The sequence below is a fragment of the Xanthomonas phaseoli pv. dieffenbachiae genome (genome assembly GCF_008639345.1).
Lineage (GTDB): Bacteria > Pseudomonadota > Gammaproteobacteria > Xanthomonadales > Xanthomonadaceae > Xanthomonas > Xanthomonas phaseoli.
The window spans coordinates 1,707,552-1,722,047 of record NZ_CP041380.1; the positions used below are offsets into that span (position 1 = coordinate 1,707,552).

General features: G+C 64.1%; 17 protein-coding genes, 1 other RNA gene and 1 pseudogene. 13 read left to right on the forward strand and 6 right to left on the reverse strand.

Annotated elements, in window-relative coordinates; all coding sequences use genetic code 11:
• Window positions 1–2 precede the first annotated feature (2 nt).
• Window positions 3–476: a hypothetical protein gene (locus FLG15_RS07880; protein WP_150147599.1), complete on the forward strand. Its 474-nt coding sequence runs from the start codon at window positions 3–5 to the stop codon at window positions 474–476.
• Window positions 477–484: 8 nt separating this feature from the next.
• Here the strand turns inward: FLG15_RS07880 and FLG15_RS07885 are convergent, their stop codons facing one another.
• A complete protein-coding gene (locus FLG15_RS07885; protein ID WP_150145794.1) occupies window positions 485–697 on the reverse strand; it encodes a hypothetical protein in 213 nt (70 codons plus the stop codon).
• Window positions 698–728: 31 nt separating this feature from the next.
• Between FLG15_RS07885 and FLG15_RS07890 the strand changes: the two genes are divergently transcribed.
• The 5 genes and pseudogenes from FLG15_RS07890 (at window position 729) to FLG15_RS07910 (ending at window position 3,911) form a co-directional block, all read left to right on the forward strand.
• Window positions 729–1,439 carry a hypothetical protein gene (locus FLG15_RS07890; RefSeq protein ID WP_057677725.1) on the forward strand — a complete coding sequence of 237 codons (711 nt, stop codon included), beginning with the start codon at window positions 729–731 and terminating at the stop codon, window positions 1,437–1,439.
• 168 nt (window positions 1,440–1,607) lie between these two features.
• Window positions 1,608–2,474, forward strand: coding sequence for a hypothetical protein (locus tag FLG15_RS07895; RefSeq protein ID WP_057677726.1), 867 nt, complete (start codon window positions 1,608–1,610; stop codon window positions 2,472–2,474).
• A 372-nt stretch (window positions 2,475–2,846) separates the two neighbouring features.
• Window positions 2,847–3,560, forward strand: a complete 714-nt coding sequence (locus FLG15_RS07900) for a response regulator (protein WP_017155885.1) — start codon at window positions 2,847–2,849, stop codon at window positions 3,558–3,560.
• Window positions 3,527–3,722, forward strand: a pseudogene (locus FLG15_RS07905) (hypothetical protein). The gene FLG15_RS07900 and the pseudogene FLG15_RS07905 overlap by 34 nt, the downstream one beginning before the upstream one ends.
• 113 nt (window positions 3,723–3,835) lie before the next feature.
• Window positions 3,836–3,911, forward strand: a non-coding RNA gene (locus FLG15_RS07910) — sX9 sRNA.
• 345 nt (window positions 3,912–4,256) lie between these two features.
• On the opposite strand, the gene FLG15_RS07915 is transcribed toward FLG15_RS07910, so the two are convergent.
• The 5 genes from FLG15_RS07915 to asnS are packed head-to-tail and all read right to left on the reverse strand — an operon-like array spanning window position 4,257 to window position 7,292.
• Window positions 4,257–4,892, reverse strand: coding sequence for an FMN-binding negative transcriptional regulator (locus FLG15_RS07915; RefSeq protein WP_057677727.1), 636 nt, complete (start codon window positions 4,890–4,892; stop codon window positions 4,257–4,259).
• Window position 4,893: 1 nt separating this feature from the next.
• On the reverse strand, window positions 4,894–5,220 hold the full coding sequence (locus tag FLG15_RS07920) for a type 2 periplasmic-binding domain-containing protein (RefSeq protein ID WP_017158152.1): 327 nt from the start codon (window positions 5,218–5,220) through the stop codon (window positions 4,894–4,896).
• Window positions 5,217–5,522 (reverse strand): hypothetical protein, encoded by a 306-nt coding sequence (locus FLG15_RS07925; RefSeq protein ID WP_017158153.1) that lies wholly within the window; start codon window positions 5,520–5,522, stop codon window positions 5,217–5,219. The genes FLG15_RS07920 and FLG15_RS07925 overlap by 4 nt, the downstream gene beginning before the upstream one ends.
• Window positions 5,519–5,869, reverse strand: a complete 351-nt coding sequence (locus FLG15_RS07930) for a hypothetical protein (RefSeq protein WP_057677733.1) — start codon at window positions 5,867–5,869, stop codon at window positions 5,519–5,521. The genes FLG15_RS07925 and FLG15_RS07930 overlap by 4 nt, the downstream gene beginning before the upstream one ends.
• 28 nt (window positions 5,870–5,897) lie before the next feature.
• Window positions 5,898–7,292: an asparagine--tRNA ligase gene (gene asnS, locus FLG15_RS07935; RefSeq protein WP_057677728.1), complete on the reverse strand. Its 1,395-nt coding sequence runs from the start codon at window positions 7,290–7,292 to the stop codon at window positions 5,898–5,900.
• A gap of 204 nt (window positions 7,293–7,496) precedes the next feature.
• On the opposite strand from asnS, the gene FLG15_RS07945 reads away from it, so the two are divergent.
• The 7 genes from FLG15_RS07945 (at window position 7,497) to FLG15_RS07980 (ending at window position 14,494) form a co-directional block, all read left to right on the forward strand.
• Window positions 7,497–7,835 carry a HesB/IscA family protein gene (locus FLG15_RS07945; RefSeq protein WP_007966300.1) on the forward strand — a complete coding sequence of 113 codons (339 nt, stop codon included), beginning with the start codon at window positions 7,497–7,499 and terminating at the stop codon, window positions 7,833–7,835.
• A 456-nt stretch (window positions 7,836–8,291) separates the two neighbouring features.
• Window positions 8,292–8,723, forward strand: coding sequence for a 30S ribosomal protein S6 (gene rpsF, locus FLG15_RS07955; RefSeq protein ID WP_003485869.1), 432 nt, complete (start codon window positions 8,292–8,294; stop codon window positions 8,721–8,723).
• An 11-nt stretch (window positions 8,724–8,734) separates the two neighbouring features.
• Window positions 8,735–8,965: a 30S ribosomal protein S18 gene (rpsR, locus tag FLG15_RS07960; RefSeq protein WP_002804494.1), complete on the forward strand. Its 231-nt coding sequence runs from the start codon at window positions 8,735–8,737 to the stop codon at window positions 8,963–8,965.
• A gap of 188 nt (window positions 8,966–9,153) precedes the next feature.
• Window positions 9,154–9,603, forward strand: coding sequence for a 50S ribosomal protein L9 (gene rplI / locus FLG15_RS07965; protein ID WP_010379584.1), 450 nt, complete (start codon window positions 9,154–9,156; stop codon window positions 9,601–9,603).
• Between the two features lie 209 nt (window positions 9,604–9,812).
• Entirely contained in the window at window positions 9,813–13,316 is a 3,504-nt protein-coding gene (gene smc / locus FLG15_RS07970) for a chromosome segregation protein SMC (RefSeq protein ID WP_057677729.1), read from the forward strand.
• Window positions 13,317–13,372: 56 nt separating this feature from the next.
• The gene (gene zipA, locus FLG15_RS07975; RefSeq protein ID WP_057677730.1) at window positions 13,373–14,104 is read left to right on the forward strand and encodes a cell division protein ZipA; all 732 of its coding nucleotides are present in this window, start codon (window positions 13,373–13,375) and stop codon (window positions 14,102–14,104) included.
• Between the two features lie 6 nt (window positions 14,105–14,110).
• Window positions 14,111–14,494, forward strand: coding sequence for a hypothetical protein (locus FLG15_RS07980; protein ID WP_017158159.1), 384 nt, complete (start codon window positions 14,111–14,113; stop codon window positions 14,492–14,494).
• Window positions 14,495–14,496 lie beyond the last annotated feature (2 nt).

The window sequence follows — 14,496 nt, forward strand, 5'->3', positions numbered from 1 at the left end:
GGATGGCACGTGCAAGCTATTGCCTTGACGCTTTCGTGGAGCTGCTCGACCAGGCCGTTCGACGCGCGCAACAGCGGTGCCGCCAGCGGCACGCCGCAGTTGTAAACGCCGCGGTGGCCGCCTGCGACCTGTGGGTGCAGTGCGTGGACGGTGAGCAAACGGTGCAGTCCGAAACGGCAACCCTGCTTTCCATTCCCGTCTGCCAATTGCGTGCGCTGCATCTGCAGCAAATCAGCGAGTTTTCGTTGACGCTGCAAGTGCAGATAGAGCCGGTCACGCAGACCGACGGTGCTCCGGGGCTGGCATTGCGTGTTGCGCCGCCAGATGGCCGTACGCCTGGGCATACGCTGAAGATCAGCTATCAAGGAACCGAGCGTCCGCATGGCGTGCTTTGGTTCGATGGTGTCGCATTGAAGGAGTGGACGCTGCATCCGTTCATGGACATGCCACTATCCGATTCAGGAGCGCGGCGGTGAGGCTGCTGCTATCGGACGCCGACGCCCGGGCGGTCGCCGAGCGGCTGGGGACCGATGTGGCCACCCTGCACGCAGATCTCCGTCGGCAGTCCCGGCGCAAGCTGCGATCCATCTTCATCATTTGCCTGGTTATTGTGCTGGTCATCGCTGAGTTCGGTGTGCTGAGCGGCAGCGTGATCGATCTTTCCGCTGTTTCCAATTTTTTCTCGGAGCTTTTTCATGGCTGGTCAACATCGGTATCGGCATCACGTTTTGCGCATCACCTCGGCGCTTGCCCTGTGTCTTTCGCTGACTGCGGCGCAGGCAGCTCCCGCGGGCGGGATTCCGGCGGGTGACTGGCGCGGCATCCTGTCCGCCAGCGGCAGTACCGGCCCGGTTTACGTCCGTCTGAGCGCGCGCGCGCCCGGAGTCGAGGGCGCCCAGGTGGCGGATCTGCGATTCGGGCCTCCCTACAATTGCGCGCTCGAGTTACGCGCGCAGCCGGACGGGTACGCGTTGCTGTCGCGCAATGGCGGCAAATTCTGCGACGCGCTGGCCGGCGGGCTTGCCCAACTCCAGGTAGCGGAGAGTGGCGTGCCCGGGGTGCAGCTCACCTTGCCTGGCAGCGCCTCGCCGTTGGTCGTTGCCCTGAATCAGAGCAGTGCCGGATTGGCCGAAGCCGGGCGCTGGCGCGCGGCGGGACTGATTTCCGCACAGCTGGAGATCGTGGCCACCAGCGTCCGTCCGGGAGACGTCCTCGGTCGCCTGCGTTATGGCGCGCCACGGGATTGCCAGGTGGAAGTGCGCTACGCCGGGCGTGCCGCAGGTGCGTTGAATGCTTGGGTCGTGGCCAACGATAGAGGCTATTGCCGCCAGCTCAGTGATGCCCAGGCCAGTCTGCAGGTTCGTGCAGATGGCAGTGCCGAGCTTGCATTGCTGTTGAAGGGGCAGCGAGAGACGACGCTGTTCGAACGGATGCCTTGAGGTGTCGCAGCTGCGCGGCTGCCAGTAAGGACCTCATTTATGTGGAAGCGAGCCAATAGGCGCGGCGGCCTACGACAACGCGCAGTGGCCCGTCCGGTCCCGCCGGCGGAAGTCGGCGGGCCGATATTTTCCAGCGTGCTCGAGCAACTGGAGCTCGAATGCCGGGCGATGGTGTCCTACGCACTGAAGCAAGGGCTGGCAATGTCTCCCGATCTGCCTGGCCGGCTGGCAGAGCTGCGCGTGATGCCTGGCGCTTCCTTGCACGGCGAAGCCGGCGCGCGCGAATTGGCCGGTCTGCACCGACAGCTGGTGCGTGCGATCCAGCCGGCAACGCCGCAGGCGGTGGTGCTGATCGAGCGCGAGCGCCTGCGCGGCGGTTGGTTGCGCTGGCTGGGGCCGATTCCGTTGATCCGCACCTTGACCTTGACCTCGGTCGGTTGCCTGGCCTCAGTGGTCGGGCTGGCGATGTCCAGCCTGGTGAACGAGCGCAACATCACGTTGGGCTTCCTCGATTCCTCGGGGAGCACGCTATGCTGGAATGTGATGTTCATCCTGGCCTGTGCCGGACTCGGTGCAGCGTTTTCCGCGTTGTTCCAGGCCCATCGTTACGTAGCCGACGCAACATACGACCCGCGCTTCGATTCCTCCTATGCCGCACGTATGATCCTCGGTCTCATCGCTGGCCTGATCCTGGTGGAGTTGCTGCCGGAGAATCTCTTCGCCGAAAGCAGCCTGGGCGCATTCGGAAAGCCCGCATTGGCGATGATGGGCGGTTTCTCGGCAAGCGCGGTGTATCGCCTGCTGCAACGCATGGTCGAGGTCATGGAAACGGTCGTGCGCGGCGATTCCGGCCAACAAGCCGCCGCGATGCAGTCGCAGCGTGTGTCGGCCGAATCGGAGAGCATCCGTGCGCGTGGCGAACTTGCCGCAGGTCTCCTGGACCTGCAGCGTGAGATGCAGGCGGACCCGCGCCTGGATCAGGTGCGCCAGCAACTGACCGGCCTTGCCAGGCAGATGATGTCAGACGATTCGTGATCTTTCGCGCATCAGGTGCGCTGATCACGCGCATGCGCCTTTTTCTGGCCGTCCATGGAGTGCGGTTTGGCACAGCCTGCCGGACATCAAGTGGCAGCACGCTTTCGCGTCGTGCGGCATAGCTCGCTTCGGCGGTTGCGCAGATTGCGTAACACACTTCAGGCAGGCGCACCCGTCATGGTGCCTCAGCGAGATCTGTAGCGCTGTCGATACCAGCATCCAAGGCTCGCCAAATCAGTTCAAGACCGATGGCCCGGAGATGAGCGTGTGACAAGCTCGCTCAAGTGCTCCTGCCGAGCATCTGCCGATTCGCTGCAGCGCGCCGCATGCAAGCCGCTGCACAGCGCGGTCCCCATTCGTGCACCAGAGGGTATGATGAAGACACGTATCGTCGTCGCTGCCGATCGCACCATCCTTGTGGAGGGGATGGTCGCTTTGCTGCAAAAGGTTCCCGGTATCGAAGTGGTGGGGCATGCGGAAGACGGCCTGGCATGTCTTCAGATCGCCGCCAGAGAGCAGCCTGATATCGTGCTGGTGGATGTGCTGCTGCCCGGCCTCAATGGTATCGATCTGACGCGGCGCTTGATGCAGCGCAGCCCCAATAGCCGGGCAATCTGTATCGCTCCGTCCGATGCCTGTACGCAGGCCAGCGCAGTCTTCGAAGCTGGCGCCAAGGCGTATCTGGCGCGAACCAGCCGCTTCGCCGAATTGCTGCGGGCGATTCAATGCGTCATCCAGGATCAGACCTACATCAGCCCGCAGATGTCGCGTTCGCTGATCGCCGGGTTGCGTCGAGCCGCCAAGGCCGATTCTGCCTATACCCGACTCACCTCACGCGAGCGGGAAATCGTGCAGCTCTATTCGGAGGGCCTGTCTACCAGGCAGATCGCCAACCGCTTGCACCTGAGCGTGAAGACGGTGGGGACGCATCGCGAAAACTGCATGTTGAAGCTCAATATCCAAAGCATCGCGCAGTTGACCCGTTATGCGATCGCGCAGGGCCTTTCTCCGCTTGAAGCAGCGATCGACGGTAGCGGCGAGTCATCCGAGGGATGCGTAGCGCAGCACATGCGCCGTGCTGGCTGAGGCGTCCTGGCAATGCACTGCGGTACATCGGCGTGGACACACTCTGAGCGCCAAAAGCGCCGATTCGGCTGGCGCGCTCTCCAGGGCCGGCAATGGCAAGGCCGCCATGAACGACTGGCTGAGCGTGGTGATATGTCTGATCTGCGAGGCCGCGCGTTCTGAGCCGATCGAACGCGCGATGCAGGCAGTCTTCGCGCAAAAGCACGTCGATTTAGAGCAGCTGAAAAAACTACTGCGTAGCCACCAGGCGGGCGCGGCCGGTGCTCGGGATCGGCGTGTGCCACTCGTACACTGGGGTTCCTGCGCGCCGTCCGCTCCCACCTGACGGCTGCTCGCTACGTTTTTTTAGCTGCTCTTGGAGAGCTATCGGTTTTGGTGAACATGTACGAGAACAGGCTCCCATTCGAACGCGAAAGGCGCACTGCAGGCGCTGCTGATGAGTATGTCGAAAGATGCCGTTGCCGGCGCGCAAGGCGGCAATCTGGAGCCGAGTCGATGGCTGGAGCGAATGCTCGACATGACCGGACCGGCAAACTACTGCTCATGCCATGAGCGTCGCGAAGGACGATTTCTGGCGAAGTTGGGGGACACCGCAATGACCTGTGCGCGGGCCGACGATGCAGGCGTCGGCCGACCGTGTGGCCGACGCGCCCCAGCGTTTGGTGACTAGCCGTTCGAGGTGTAAAGGCGGCCGCCTCAGCGCGTCGTATCGGCGTCCATCGCCGCCTGCATCAATGCTGCGATCGCATGCGCGTCTTGGTCGGCTTGCTGCGTCAGAAACTGGGCGACACTACGTTGATTGCCGGCCGGATGGTTCTGGCTCAGCTTGAAGGTGAGCTCGATGCGGCTTGGAACGAAGCGGAAGCCGACCAGCCCGCGCAATTGTCGGCGATGACTGTCGCGCTCCATTTCGAACTGCCAATCGCTGCCCACGCGCTGCTCGAAGTGCGCGCTCATGCGCGCAATCAAACTGCCCAACGCGTCTTCATCGCTCACCTGGCTGCAGCGTCCATGCAGGTGCGCAACCGCGTAATTCCAGGTGGGCACGCGCGCAGCTGCGTCCTTGTCCAAGTACCAGGTAGGCGAGACATAGGCATGCGGGCCCTGCAACACCATGACCGCATCGCCGAAAGTGCGTGCCTGCGGATTGGGGCGTGCCCAATGGCCTTCGATCACGACATCCTGGTCATCGCGCCGATACAGCACCGGCAGGTGCGAGATCACCGGCTGCCCATCCTCGCCCTGGCTGATCAGGGTGACAAATGCATCGCGCGCGAACAGCCAGTCCAGCAGGGCCAGATCGGTCTGCGCAAATGCGCGCGGGGCGTACATGTCAGGCGCGGCCGCCCATGTTCACGACCATGCGCGCACGCAGCTCGGCATCGTCGTTACCTTGGGGCGGCGAGACTTCATGCAGCGAGAAACCGCGGATGAGCGCGTCTTCTTCGTCCAGCCCGTCCAGTGCCACGAATTCGGCATCGAACAAGGCTGCGCGTGCGCTGTCTTCGCTGTCGTAGGGCAGCGTCTTGCCGTCGCTGTCCAGTACCTCGGCGGTGCCGGCTTCGTTGACGCGCAGGCGTGCCCAGATCAGCGTGCGGCCGATCGTGGCCAGCCACCAGGAGTCGCGGGCGCCCTGCAGGGTGTCGTCGTAGTTCGTCATTGCATTACCTTGGAAAGCAGGCCGAGCAGGGCCGCCATGCCCAAGCCGAAAAAGATGGTGAGCAGCGAGAGCCAGGCGGGTGTGGCCAGACCGGACAGTGCACTGTCGCGATAGCTGCGGTAACGGCGCGCCAACAACCAGCGCAACGCCACGGGACTGATGAAGGCCGTTTCGCCGAAGCTGGCCAACGCTTCCGGGTGGCGGTCACGCATGTGCACCAGGGTCAGCGGCCAGAAGATCAGCAGTGCGGTGAGGCCTGCAACGGCGACACCGACAAAACACAGTGCGAAAAACAGCGTCATGCAGTGTGCTCCGCAGGCGGGGCATCGTATTGGCCGATGATGTCGATGAGGCCGACGATATTGTCGTTCAACACATCCAGCGCTTCGGCAGGAGTCCACCACTCGGTGTGGTGCGCGCCGCCGACTTTTTGAATGGGGTACTGTTCGACAAACGCTGCGCGTACCTCGAACTGCGCAACATAGCCAACCCCGCTGTCCTTGACGTTCCAGCGCGACGCGATTTCCTCGGCGTAGCGCTGGTTGGTGACTGGATAGAAGATTGGTTGCTCCGGCAACCGCGGCGGCCAGCGTCGGAAGCCGGAGTCGCGCACCAATGCGTATTCCTCCGGCCCCAGCGGGCGGTACATCGTGACCGTGGCCTGCGCGGTCGTCACCTCAGAACTCCGCGCTGCCTGGCGCGCGCGGGTAGGGGATCGCGTCGCGGATGTTGCTCAACCCGCACACGTACACCACCAGCCGCTCGAAGCCCAGGCCGAAGCCGGCGTGCGGCACCGAGCCGTAGCGACGGAAATCGCGATACCAGCTGTAGTGCTCCTTATCCAGGCCGAACTGCGCCATGCGCGCGTCGAGCACATCCAGGCGCTCTTCGCGCTGGCTGCCGCCGATGATTTCGCCGATGCCCGGCGCCAGCACGTCCATCGCAGCGACGGTCTTGCCGTCGTCGTTCAAGCGCATATAAAACGCCTTGATGTGCTCGGGGTAATTGGTCACCACCACAGGGCGGCCGATGTGTTCTTCGGTGAGCCAGCGCTCGTGCTCGGTCTGCAGGTCCAGGCCCCATTCGACCGGGAAGTCGAACTTTTTGCCGGAGTTCTGCAGTAGCTTCACTGCGTCGGTGTAGTCGATCTGCTCGAACGGCGCATTGATGAACGCTTCGAGCTTGGTGATCGCGTTCTTGTCCACGCGCTCGGCCAGGAACGCCAGGTCGTCGCCGCGCTCATCGAGCACCGCGCGGAACAGGTATTTGAGGAACTGTTCGGCCAGGCGCGCGTCTTCGGCCAGGTCGGCGAAGGCGATTTCCGGTTCGATCATCCAGAACTCGGCCAGGTGGCGCGTGGTGTGGCTGTTCTCGGCACGGAAGGTCGGGCCGAACGTGTAGACCTTGCTCAGCGCCAGGCAATACGCCTCCACGTTGAGCTGGCCGGACACGGTGAGGAAGGTTTCCTTGCCGAAGAAGTCGCGGCTGAAATCCACATTGCCGCTGGCATCGCGTGGCAGGTTGACCATGTCCAGCGTGGAGACGCGGAACATCTGCCCGGCGCCTTCCGCATCGGAGGTGGTGATGATCGGTGTGCTGATCCAGTTGAAGCCGTTCTGGTGGAAGAAGCGGTGCACCGCCTGCGCCAGGCAGTTGCGGATGCGGGTCACCGCACCGAACAGGTTGGTGCGCGGGCGCAGGTGCGCCACTTCACGCAGGAATTCCGGGGTCATCGGCTTGGGCTGGATCGGGTAGGTCAGCGGGTCTTCGACCCAGCCGACGATGTCCACGCCGCTGGCCTGGATCTCGAACGACTGGCCCTTGCCCTGCGACTTGACCAGCACGCCCTTGGCGATCAGCGAGCAGCCGCTGGTCAGCCGCTTGATCTCGTCGAAATTGGGCAGGGTGTCGTTGGCCACCACCTGGATCGGAGCGAAGCACGAGCCGTCGGTCACGTTGATGAAGGCCAGTCCGGCAGATCCGCGCAAGGTGCGCACCCACCCCCGTACCGTGACTTCGCCGCCTTCCGGGAGCTTTCCCGCAAGCACATGTTCAACGCTGACCACCGTCATGACTGTTCCTCGCCGTAGCGACCTTGAATGGCCTGCGAGTTTACTGGCTGCGGCTGCGCCGGCGCGAGCATCTGAACCGCTTGCCGAGCGCAGCGCTTGTTGCAGGCGCGTGCTGCCCCCATCTGTTGCGCACGCCGCCACTCAGCGTTCCGCCTGGTTGTTGCGGCCTCGCTATACTTGCCACCATCGTCTTGGAGTGCCCTCATGGCCGTCAGCCTCACCCCCGCCGCGCTGGAGCGCGTGCAGCGTTTCGTGCAGCAGACCCCGGGTGCATTGGGTCTGCGCTTTGGCGTGACCAAGACCGGGTGTTCCGGTTGGGGCCATGTCACCGACCTGGCACGCGAGGCGCGTGACGACGACGCGGTCTTCGAGCAGGGCGGGGTACGCATCTTCGTCGACCCCGCCAGCCTGCCGCTGGTGGATGGCACCTGCATCGACTTCGGCAAGCACGGCCTGAGCGAAACCTTCACCTTCAGCAACCCCAACGCCACGGCCGAATGCGGCTGCGGTGAGAGCTTCACGACTGCAGACGAGCATCGCTGAGCCGGCCGCGCGCGTTATTCCTTCTCCCATCGGACATTGTCCCCCTTCATGGGGAGAAGGTGCCCGAAGGGCGGATGAGGGTGCGCCTCGTAACCTGCCAGCGTCTGTCATGGCAGACGCGTCGCCACGCGCCGTCAGAATTGAATCACCGACTGCTCCGCTGCCTCGCCCGGACCCTCACCCCCAACCCCCGCCTCCGCGGCCCGGCCCGCGCGCGAGGCGCGGGCGCCCCAAGGCACACGCCCCAGTGGCGCGTAAGCCGTGCCTTCTCGCCACGGCGGGAGAGGGGCTTTGGAATGTCCTTGCCGGGCAGCTGGTTGCGGCTAAACGCCTGAACTGCCATACTTTCCTGCTTCCTGCCCGATTCCGGGCGGAAACCCTTGCTCCACCGGCCGCTTGCGCGGACCACCGGGGAGCTGTCCGGCCCACGTGGCCACATCCGAAAGGTAAAACAACATGAGTCGTCATTACGAAGTCGTGTTCCTGGTCCATCCGGACCAGAGCGAGCAGGTCCCGGCCATGATCGAGCGCTACAAGTCGCTGATCGAGGGCGGTAACGGCACCATCCACCGTCTGGAAGACTGGGGCCGTCGTCAGCTGGCCTATCCGATCCAGAACCTGGTGAAGGCGCACTACGTGCTGCTCAATATCGAAGTCGACCAGGCCGTGCTGAGCGAGCTGGTGGAAAGCTTCCGCTTCAACGATGCGGTGCTGCGTCACCTGGTCGTCAAGCGCGATGGCGCCGACACCGAGCAGTCGCTGATCATGAAGAGCAAGGACGAGAAGGGCGACAAGCCCGAGCGTAGCGAGCGTCGTCGTCGTGACGACGAAGAGGGCGAAGCGCCCGCCGCCAACGATAACGACGGCGACAACGCCGAAGCCGCTTAAGGAGCGCTGTCATGTCCAAGTTCTTCCGTCGTCGCAAGTTCTGCAAGTTCACCGCCGAGGGCGTCAAAGAGATCGACTACAAGGATCTCAACACCCTGCGTCAGTACCTCACCGAGAACGGCAAGATCGTGCCGAGCCGCGTGACCGGTACCAAGTCCAAGTACCAGCGTCAGCTGGCCACGGCCGTCAAGCGCGCGCGTTTCCTGGCGCTGATCCCGTACACGGACAACCACGACGTTTAATCCGAGTCCCTCGGAAGAACCCGCACATCCATGTGCGGGTGATTAAATTGATAGACGCCTGGTGATTGGAGATGCGGTGTTGATCGTGCTTTTGCGATTCCCAAATCCCGATTCCCGAATCCCGTCTTTTCGGACAGCACCCGTTGCGCCCGCCACATGCCGGCGCTAACGAATAACGGAGTACCACCATGGATCTGATTCTTCTGCAGAAAGTGACCAACCTGGGCAACCTGGGCGACAAGGTCAGCGTCAAGCCGGGTTACGGCCGCAACTTCCTCGTGCCGCAGGGCAAGGCCGTGCCGGCCACCGCTGCCAACGTTGAAGCGTTCGAAACCAAGCGCGCCGAGTACGAAGCCAAGGCCAACAGCATCCTGGCCGACGCACAGAGCCGCGCCACCAAGTTCGAAGGCGCTAGCGTCACCATCGGTGCGCATGCGTCGACCGAAGGCAAGCTGTACGGCTCGGTTGGTCCGCGCGACATCGCCGAGGCGTTCACCGCCGCCGGCCTGCCGCTGGAAAAGAGCGAAGTGATCCTGGGCGAAGGCGCATTCCGCAATGTCGGCGAATACGACGTTGTGCTGCACCTGCACGCCGATGTGGAAACCACGGTCAAGGTCATCGTCGAGTCCGACGCCTGATCCAGGCCGCATGTGTCACCCGAAGGGCGCCTTGTTAGGCGCCCTTCGTTTTTGGGGCGCCGCCGCCAGCACTGGCATGCCCGTTATACTCATGCCCCATTGCCGGTTCCACGGCCTGCAGATCTTATGGATCAAGGGCTTGGGTGCTGGCTTCACAGGAAAAGTGCCTGCCGGCCTCGTCCGCGCGGTGCCCGGAATCTCCAGCCCCCATGCGCCTGTCCACGATCAAGCTGTCCGGTTTCAAGTCGTTCGTCGACCCGACCACGTTGCACCTGCCCACCAACATGACCGGCATCGTCGGCCCCAATGGTTGCGGCAAGTCCAACATCATCGACGCGGTGCGCTGGGTGATGGGCGAAAGTTCGGCCAGCCGCCTGCGTGGCGATTCGTTGACCGACGTGATCTTTTCCGGCTCTTCGGCACGCAAGCCGGTGTCGCAGGCGACGGTGGAGCTGATCTTCGACAACTCCGACCACACTATCAGCGGCGAGTTCGCCTCGTTCAACGAGATCTCGGTCAAGCGCCTGGTCAGCCGCGACGGCAATAGCGCCTACTACCTCAATGGCACCAAGTGCCGGCGCCGCGACATCACCGATCTGTTCCTGGGCACCGGCCTTGGGCCGCGCAGCTACTCGATCATCGAGCAGGGCATGATCAGCCAGATCATCGAAGCGCGCCCGGAAGACCTGCGCGTGTATCTGGAAGAAGCCGCCGGCATTTCCAAGTACAAGGAACGCCGCAAGGAAACCGAAACGCGTATTCGGCATACGCGCGAAAACCTCGACCGTCTGAGCGATCTGCGCGAAGAAATCACCAAGCAACTGGCGCATCTGCAGCGCCAGGCGCGGCAGGCAGAGCAGTACCAGGCATTGCAGGAAGAGCGCCGGATCAAGGATGCCGAGTGGAAGGCGCTGGAATACCGTGGCCTGGATGGTCGGTTGCAGGGCCTGCGCGAGAAGTTGAATCAGGAAGAGACGCGCCTGCAGCAATTGATTGCCGAGCAACGCGATGCCGAAGCACGCATCGAAACCGGCCGCGTGCGCCGCGAAGAAGCCGCCGAAGCGGTGGCCAAGGCACAAGCCGATGTCTACCAGGTCGGTGGCGCGTTGGCACGGATCGAGCAGCAGATCCAGCACCAACGCGAACTCTCGCATCGCTTGCACAAGGCGCGCGATGAGGCGCAGAGCCAGCTGCAGGAATTGACCCAGCACATCAGCGGCGACTCGGCCAAATTGAGCGTGCTGCGAGAAGCGGTGGCGTCTGCCGAACCGCAACTGGAGCAACTGCGCGAAGACCACGAATTCCGCCAGGAGTCGCTGCGCGAAGCAGAAGCGCGGCTGGCCGACTGGCAGCAGCGCTGGGAAACCCATAACCGCGACACCGGCGAAGCCTCGCGTGCCGGTGAAGTGGAGCGCACGCGCGTCGATTATCTGGACCGCCAGGCGCTGGAAGCCGACCGCCGCCGCGAAGCGTTGGTCAACGAGCGTGCCGGGCTGGACCTGGACGCATTGGCCGAGGCGTTCGAGCAGATCGAACTGCGCCACGAAACCCAGAAAACCTCGCTGGACGGCCTGACCGAGCAGGTCGAGGCGCGCAAGCACGCGCTTGCCGGGCTGCAGGAACAGCAACGCGCCAGCCAGAGCGAGCTGGCCGAAGTGCGCAAGCAGGCGCAGGCGGCGCGTGGCCGGCTGTCGTCGCTGGAAACCTTGCAACAGGCCGCGCTTGGCCAGGAGCAGGGCGCCGCAGTGGCGTGGTTGAAGTCGCGCGGACTGGATTCGGCCGCGCGCGTGGGCGAGCGCATCAGCGTCGAGAGTGGCTGGGAAAACGCGGTCGAAGGCGCCTTGGGGCAGTTGATCGAAGGCGTGCTGGTGGAAGCGCCGGAACAATTGGTCGACGCGCTGGGCGAGTTGGGCGATGGCCGCATCGCGCTGGTGTCCAGTGCGACTGACGATGCGAGCTTCGCGCCGACCTCGCTGGCTGCCAAAGTGCAGGGGCCCATCGCGATCCGTCGGCTGCTTGCGCGTCTGCACACCGCCGAGGACCTGGACGCTGCGCGCACGCTGCAACGCAGCCTGCCCGAAGGCGATTCGGTGATCACCCGCAATGGCGAGCGGCTGGGCGAAGGCTGGGTGCGCGTCTCGCGCTCGGGCGCGGCCAAGCAGGGCGCGTTGCTGCGCGAGCGCGAGATTCAAGAGCTCCGTACGCAGATCGAAACCTTGCAGGAGCGCGAAGCCGAGCTTGAGCACCAGCTCTCCAGCTTCCGCGAACAGCTGCTGGCGGCAGAGCAGCAGCGTGAAGACGCGCAGCGCCAGCTCTACATGGCGCACCGCAGCGTTTCCGAACTGGCTGGGCAATTGCAGAGTCAGCAGGGCAAGGTCGATGCCGCGCGCACGCGCATCGAGCGCATCGAAACCGAGCTGGCGCAACTGCTGGAAACGCTCGACACCAGCCGCGAGCAGGCACGCGAGGCGCGCGCCAAACTCGAAGATGCGGTCACCTTGATGGGCGATCTGCAAGGCACGCGCGAAGCGCTGGAGAGCGAGCGCCGCCAGCTCACCGATGCACGCGATCAGGCGCGCGATGCCGCGCGCGGCGTGCGCGATGCAATGCATGCCTTGGCGCTGACGCTGGAGTCGCAGCGCACCCAGATCGCATCGCTGAGCCAGACCCTGGAACGCATGGACAGCCAGCGCGGGCAGCTCGATACGCGCCTGGAAGATCTGGTCGCCCAGCTGAGCGAAGGCGATTCGCCGGTGGAAACGCTGGAACACGAACATCAGGCCGCGTTGAGCGAACGCGTACGCACCGAGCGCGCGCTGGGCGAAGCGCGCACCCTGCTCGACAGCATCGACAGCGAGCTGCGCAGCTTCGAACAGACCCGCCAGCAGCGCGACGAACAGGCGCTGGCGCAGCGCGAGCGCATTTCCCAACGCAAGCTCGATCAACAGGCGCTGGTGCTCAACGCCGAGCAACTGGAAGCGGCGGTAGTCAAGGCCGGCTTCGTGCTGGAAGACGTCGTCAACGGGTTGCCCGAGGCGGCCAACGTGGCCGAATGGGAAGCGGCCGTTGGCCAGATCGACGCGCGCATGCGTCGCCTGGAGCCGGTGAACCTGGCCGCCATCCAGGAATACGGCGAGGCCGCACAACGCTCGGAATACCTGGACGCGCAGAACCTGGATCTCAATACCGCGCTGGAAACGCTGGAAGAGGCCATTCGCAAGATCGATCGCGAGACCCGCGGCCGCTTCAAGGACACCTTCGATCGCGTCAATTCCGGGGTGCAGTCGCTGTACCCGCGCCTGTTCGGCGGCGGCCATGCGTATCTGGAACTTACCGGCGAAGACCTGCTCGACACCGGCGTCACCATCATGGCGCGCCCGCCGGGCAAGCGCGTGTCGAGCATTTCGCTGCTGTCCGGCGGCGAGAAGGCGATGACTGCGGTGGCGCTGGTATTTGCGATCTTCCAGCTCAACCCGGCGCCGTTCTGTCTGCTCGACGAGGTGGACGCGCCGCTGGACGAGGCCAATGTCGGCCGTCTTGCCAACATGGTGCGCGAGATGAGCGAGAAGGTGCAGTTCCTGTTCGTCAGCCACAACAAGGCCACGATGGAAGCCGCGCGCCAGCTCTCCGGCGTGACCATGCGCGAGCCGGGCGTCAGCCGCCTGGTCAGCGTGGACCTGGAAGAGGCCGCACGTTTGGCGGGTGCGGCATGACGTGCCATGCTTGTTGGAATATCGACACCTGTCACTCTTATGCGGAGGCACGCTGAATGTCCGACATGGCCATGATCCGGATCGGGATCCTGATCGCTGGACTGCTGCTGGTCGCGGCCATCTTCCTGTTTGGTCGCCCGAAGAAATCGCCGCAAGGGCGCCGGGTCGACAAGGACGAGGGCCAGCCGCGCGAACGGCGCGAACCGGTGATTTCCAGCGAGTTCGGCGTGGATGATGAAACTGCGCAGCGCGCAGAAGGCGTCGAGCAGAGCGAGCTCAACCTGGAAGGGCAGGATGCGGCCGGCGTCAACGAGGTGGGCAAGCGCCCGAACCAGGATTTCGACAAGATCGTATCGTTGTTCGTGGCCGCCAAGGCAGGCCAGGTGCTGCGCGGCGAAGATGTGGTGGTGGCCGCCGAGAAGACCGGGCTGGTGTTCGGTCACATGAACGTGTTTCACCGCCTGGTGGAAGGCCACCCCGAGCGCGGACCGATCTTCAGCATGGCCAGCATCCTCAAGCCCGGCAGTTTCGACATGGCCAATATCCGCGAGATGCAGACGCCGGCGATTGCGTTCTTCCTCACGCTGCCGGCGCCGATGACCGCGTTGGATGCCTGGGAAAAAATGCTGCCCACCGTGCAGCGCATGGCCGAACTGCTGGATGGCGTGGTGTTGGACGACAGCCGCAATGCGTTGGGTCGCCAGCGTGTTGCGCATATCCGCGACGAGCTCCGCGCCTACGACCGCCAGCACCAGGCACCGCCGCTGACCAAGTCGCCGCGCTGGTGAGTTGAGATGTTGAGCCTGCAGGGCGTGTTGGCGGTGGCGTTGCTGCTGGTGCTGTGGGCGATCTTGGCGATGCCGTTATTGTGGATCTTCACCCGGATCGCCGCGCGCCTGCGCAAAAGGCCGCGCCATTCGCCCTGGCTGGTGGTGGGCTTTGCTGCCGCGATCACGCTGCTGGTCGCGCCGGTGCCAACGCCTTTCGTCAGCGTGTTCATGCCGCACGCCATCGCACTGCTGGATCGCCGCTATTACCTGCACATCCTGCAAGGCCCGCCGATGCTGCACGAGCTGCTGCTGTGGAACGCGGGCTCGATGGCGTTGACCTTCGTCATCAGCTATCTCTGGATCCGCCGTACGCTGCGCGCACCGGAGCCTGAGGCGTTGGATCGCTAGGA

What these genes read in the sequence shown, in the direction of transcription:
- FLG15_RS07880 (WP_150147599.1), top strand. Translation starts at nt 3, where the DNA reads ATGGCACGTGCAAGCTATTGCCTTGACGCTTTCGTGGAGCTGCTCGAC.
- FLG15_RS07920 (WP_017158152.1), bottom strand. Translation starts at nt 5,220, where the DNA reads ATGACGAACTACGACGACACCCTGCAGGGCGCCCGCGACTCCTGGTGG.
- rplI (WP_010379584.1), top strand. Translation starts at nt 9,154, where the DNA reads ATGGATCTGATTCTTCTGCAGAAAGTGACCAACCTGGGCAACCTGGGC.
- FLG15_RS07915 (WP_057677727.1), bottom strand. Translation starts at nt 4,892, where the DNA reads ATGTACGCCCCGCGCGCATTTGCGCAGACCGATCTGGCCCTGCTGGAC.
- FLG15_RS07900 (WP_017155885.1), top strand. Translation starts at nt 2,847, where the DNA reads ATGATGAAGACACGTATCGTCGTCGCTGCCGATCGCACCATCCTTGTG.
- FLG15_RS07925 (WP_017158153.1), bottom strand. Translation starts at nt 5,522, where the DNA reads ATGACGCTGTTTTTCGCACTGTGTTTTGTCGGTGTCGCCGTTGCAGGC.
- FLG15_RS07980 (WP_017158159.1), top strand. Translation starts at nt 14,111, where the DNA reads ATGTTGAGCCTGCAGGGCGTGTTGGCGGTGGCGTTGCTGCTGGTGCTG.
- FLG15_RS07930 (WP_057677733.1), bottom strand. Translation starts at nt 5,869, where the DNA reads ATGTACCGCCCGCTGGGGCCGGAGGAATACGCATTGGTGCGCGACTCC.
- asnS (WP_057677728.1), bottom strand. Translation starts at nt 7,292, where the DNA reads ATGACGGTGGTCAGCGTTGAACATGTGCTTGCGGGAAAGCTCCCGGAA.
- rpsR (WP_002804494.1), top strand. Translation starts at nt 8,735, where the DNA reads ATGTCCAAGTTCTTCCGTCGTCGCAAGTTCTGCAAGTTCACCGCCGAG.
- FLG15_RS07885 (WP_150145794.1), bottom strand. Translation starts at nt 697, where the DNA reads ATGAAAAAGCTCCGAGAAAAAATTGGAAACAGCGGAAAGATCGATCAC.
- FLG15_RS07945 (WP_007966300.1), top strand. Translation starts at nt 7,497, where the DNA reads ATGGCCGTCAGCCTCACCCCCGCCGCGCTGGAGCGCGTGCAGCGTTTC.
- smc (WP_057677729.1), top strand. Translation starts at nt 9,813, where the DNA reads ATGCGCCTGTCCACGATCAAGCTGTCCGGTTTCAAGTCGTTCGTCGAC.
- zipA (WP_057677730.1), top strand. Translation starts at nt 13,373, where the DNA reads ATGTCCGACATGGCCATGATCCGGATCGGGATCCTGATCGCTGGACTG.
- rpsF (WP_003485869.1), top strand. Translation starts at nt 8,292, where the DNA reads ATGAGTCGTCATTACGAAGTCGTGTTCCTGGTCCATCCGGACCAGAGC.
- FLG15_RS07895 (WP_057677726.1), top strand. Translation starts at nt 1,608, where the DNA reads ATGGTGTCCTACGCACTGAAGCAAGGGCTGGCAATGTCTCCCGATCTG.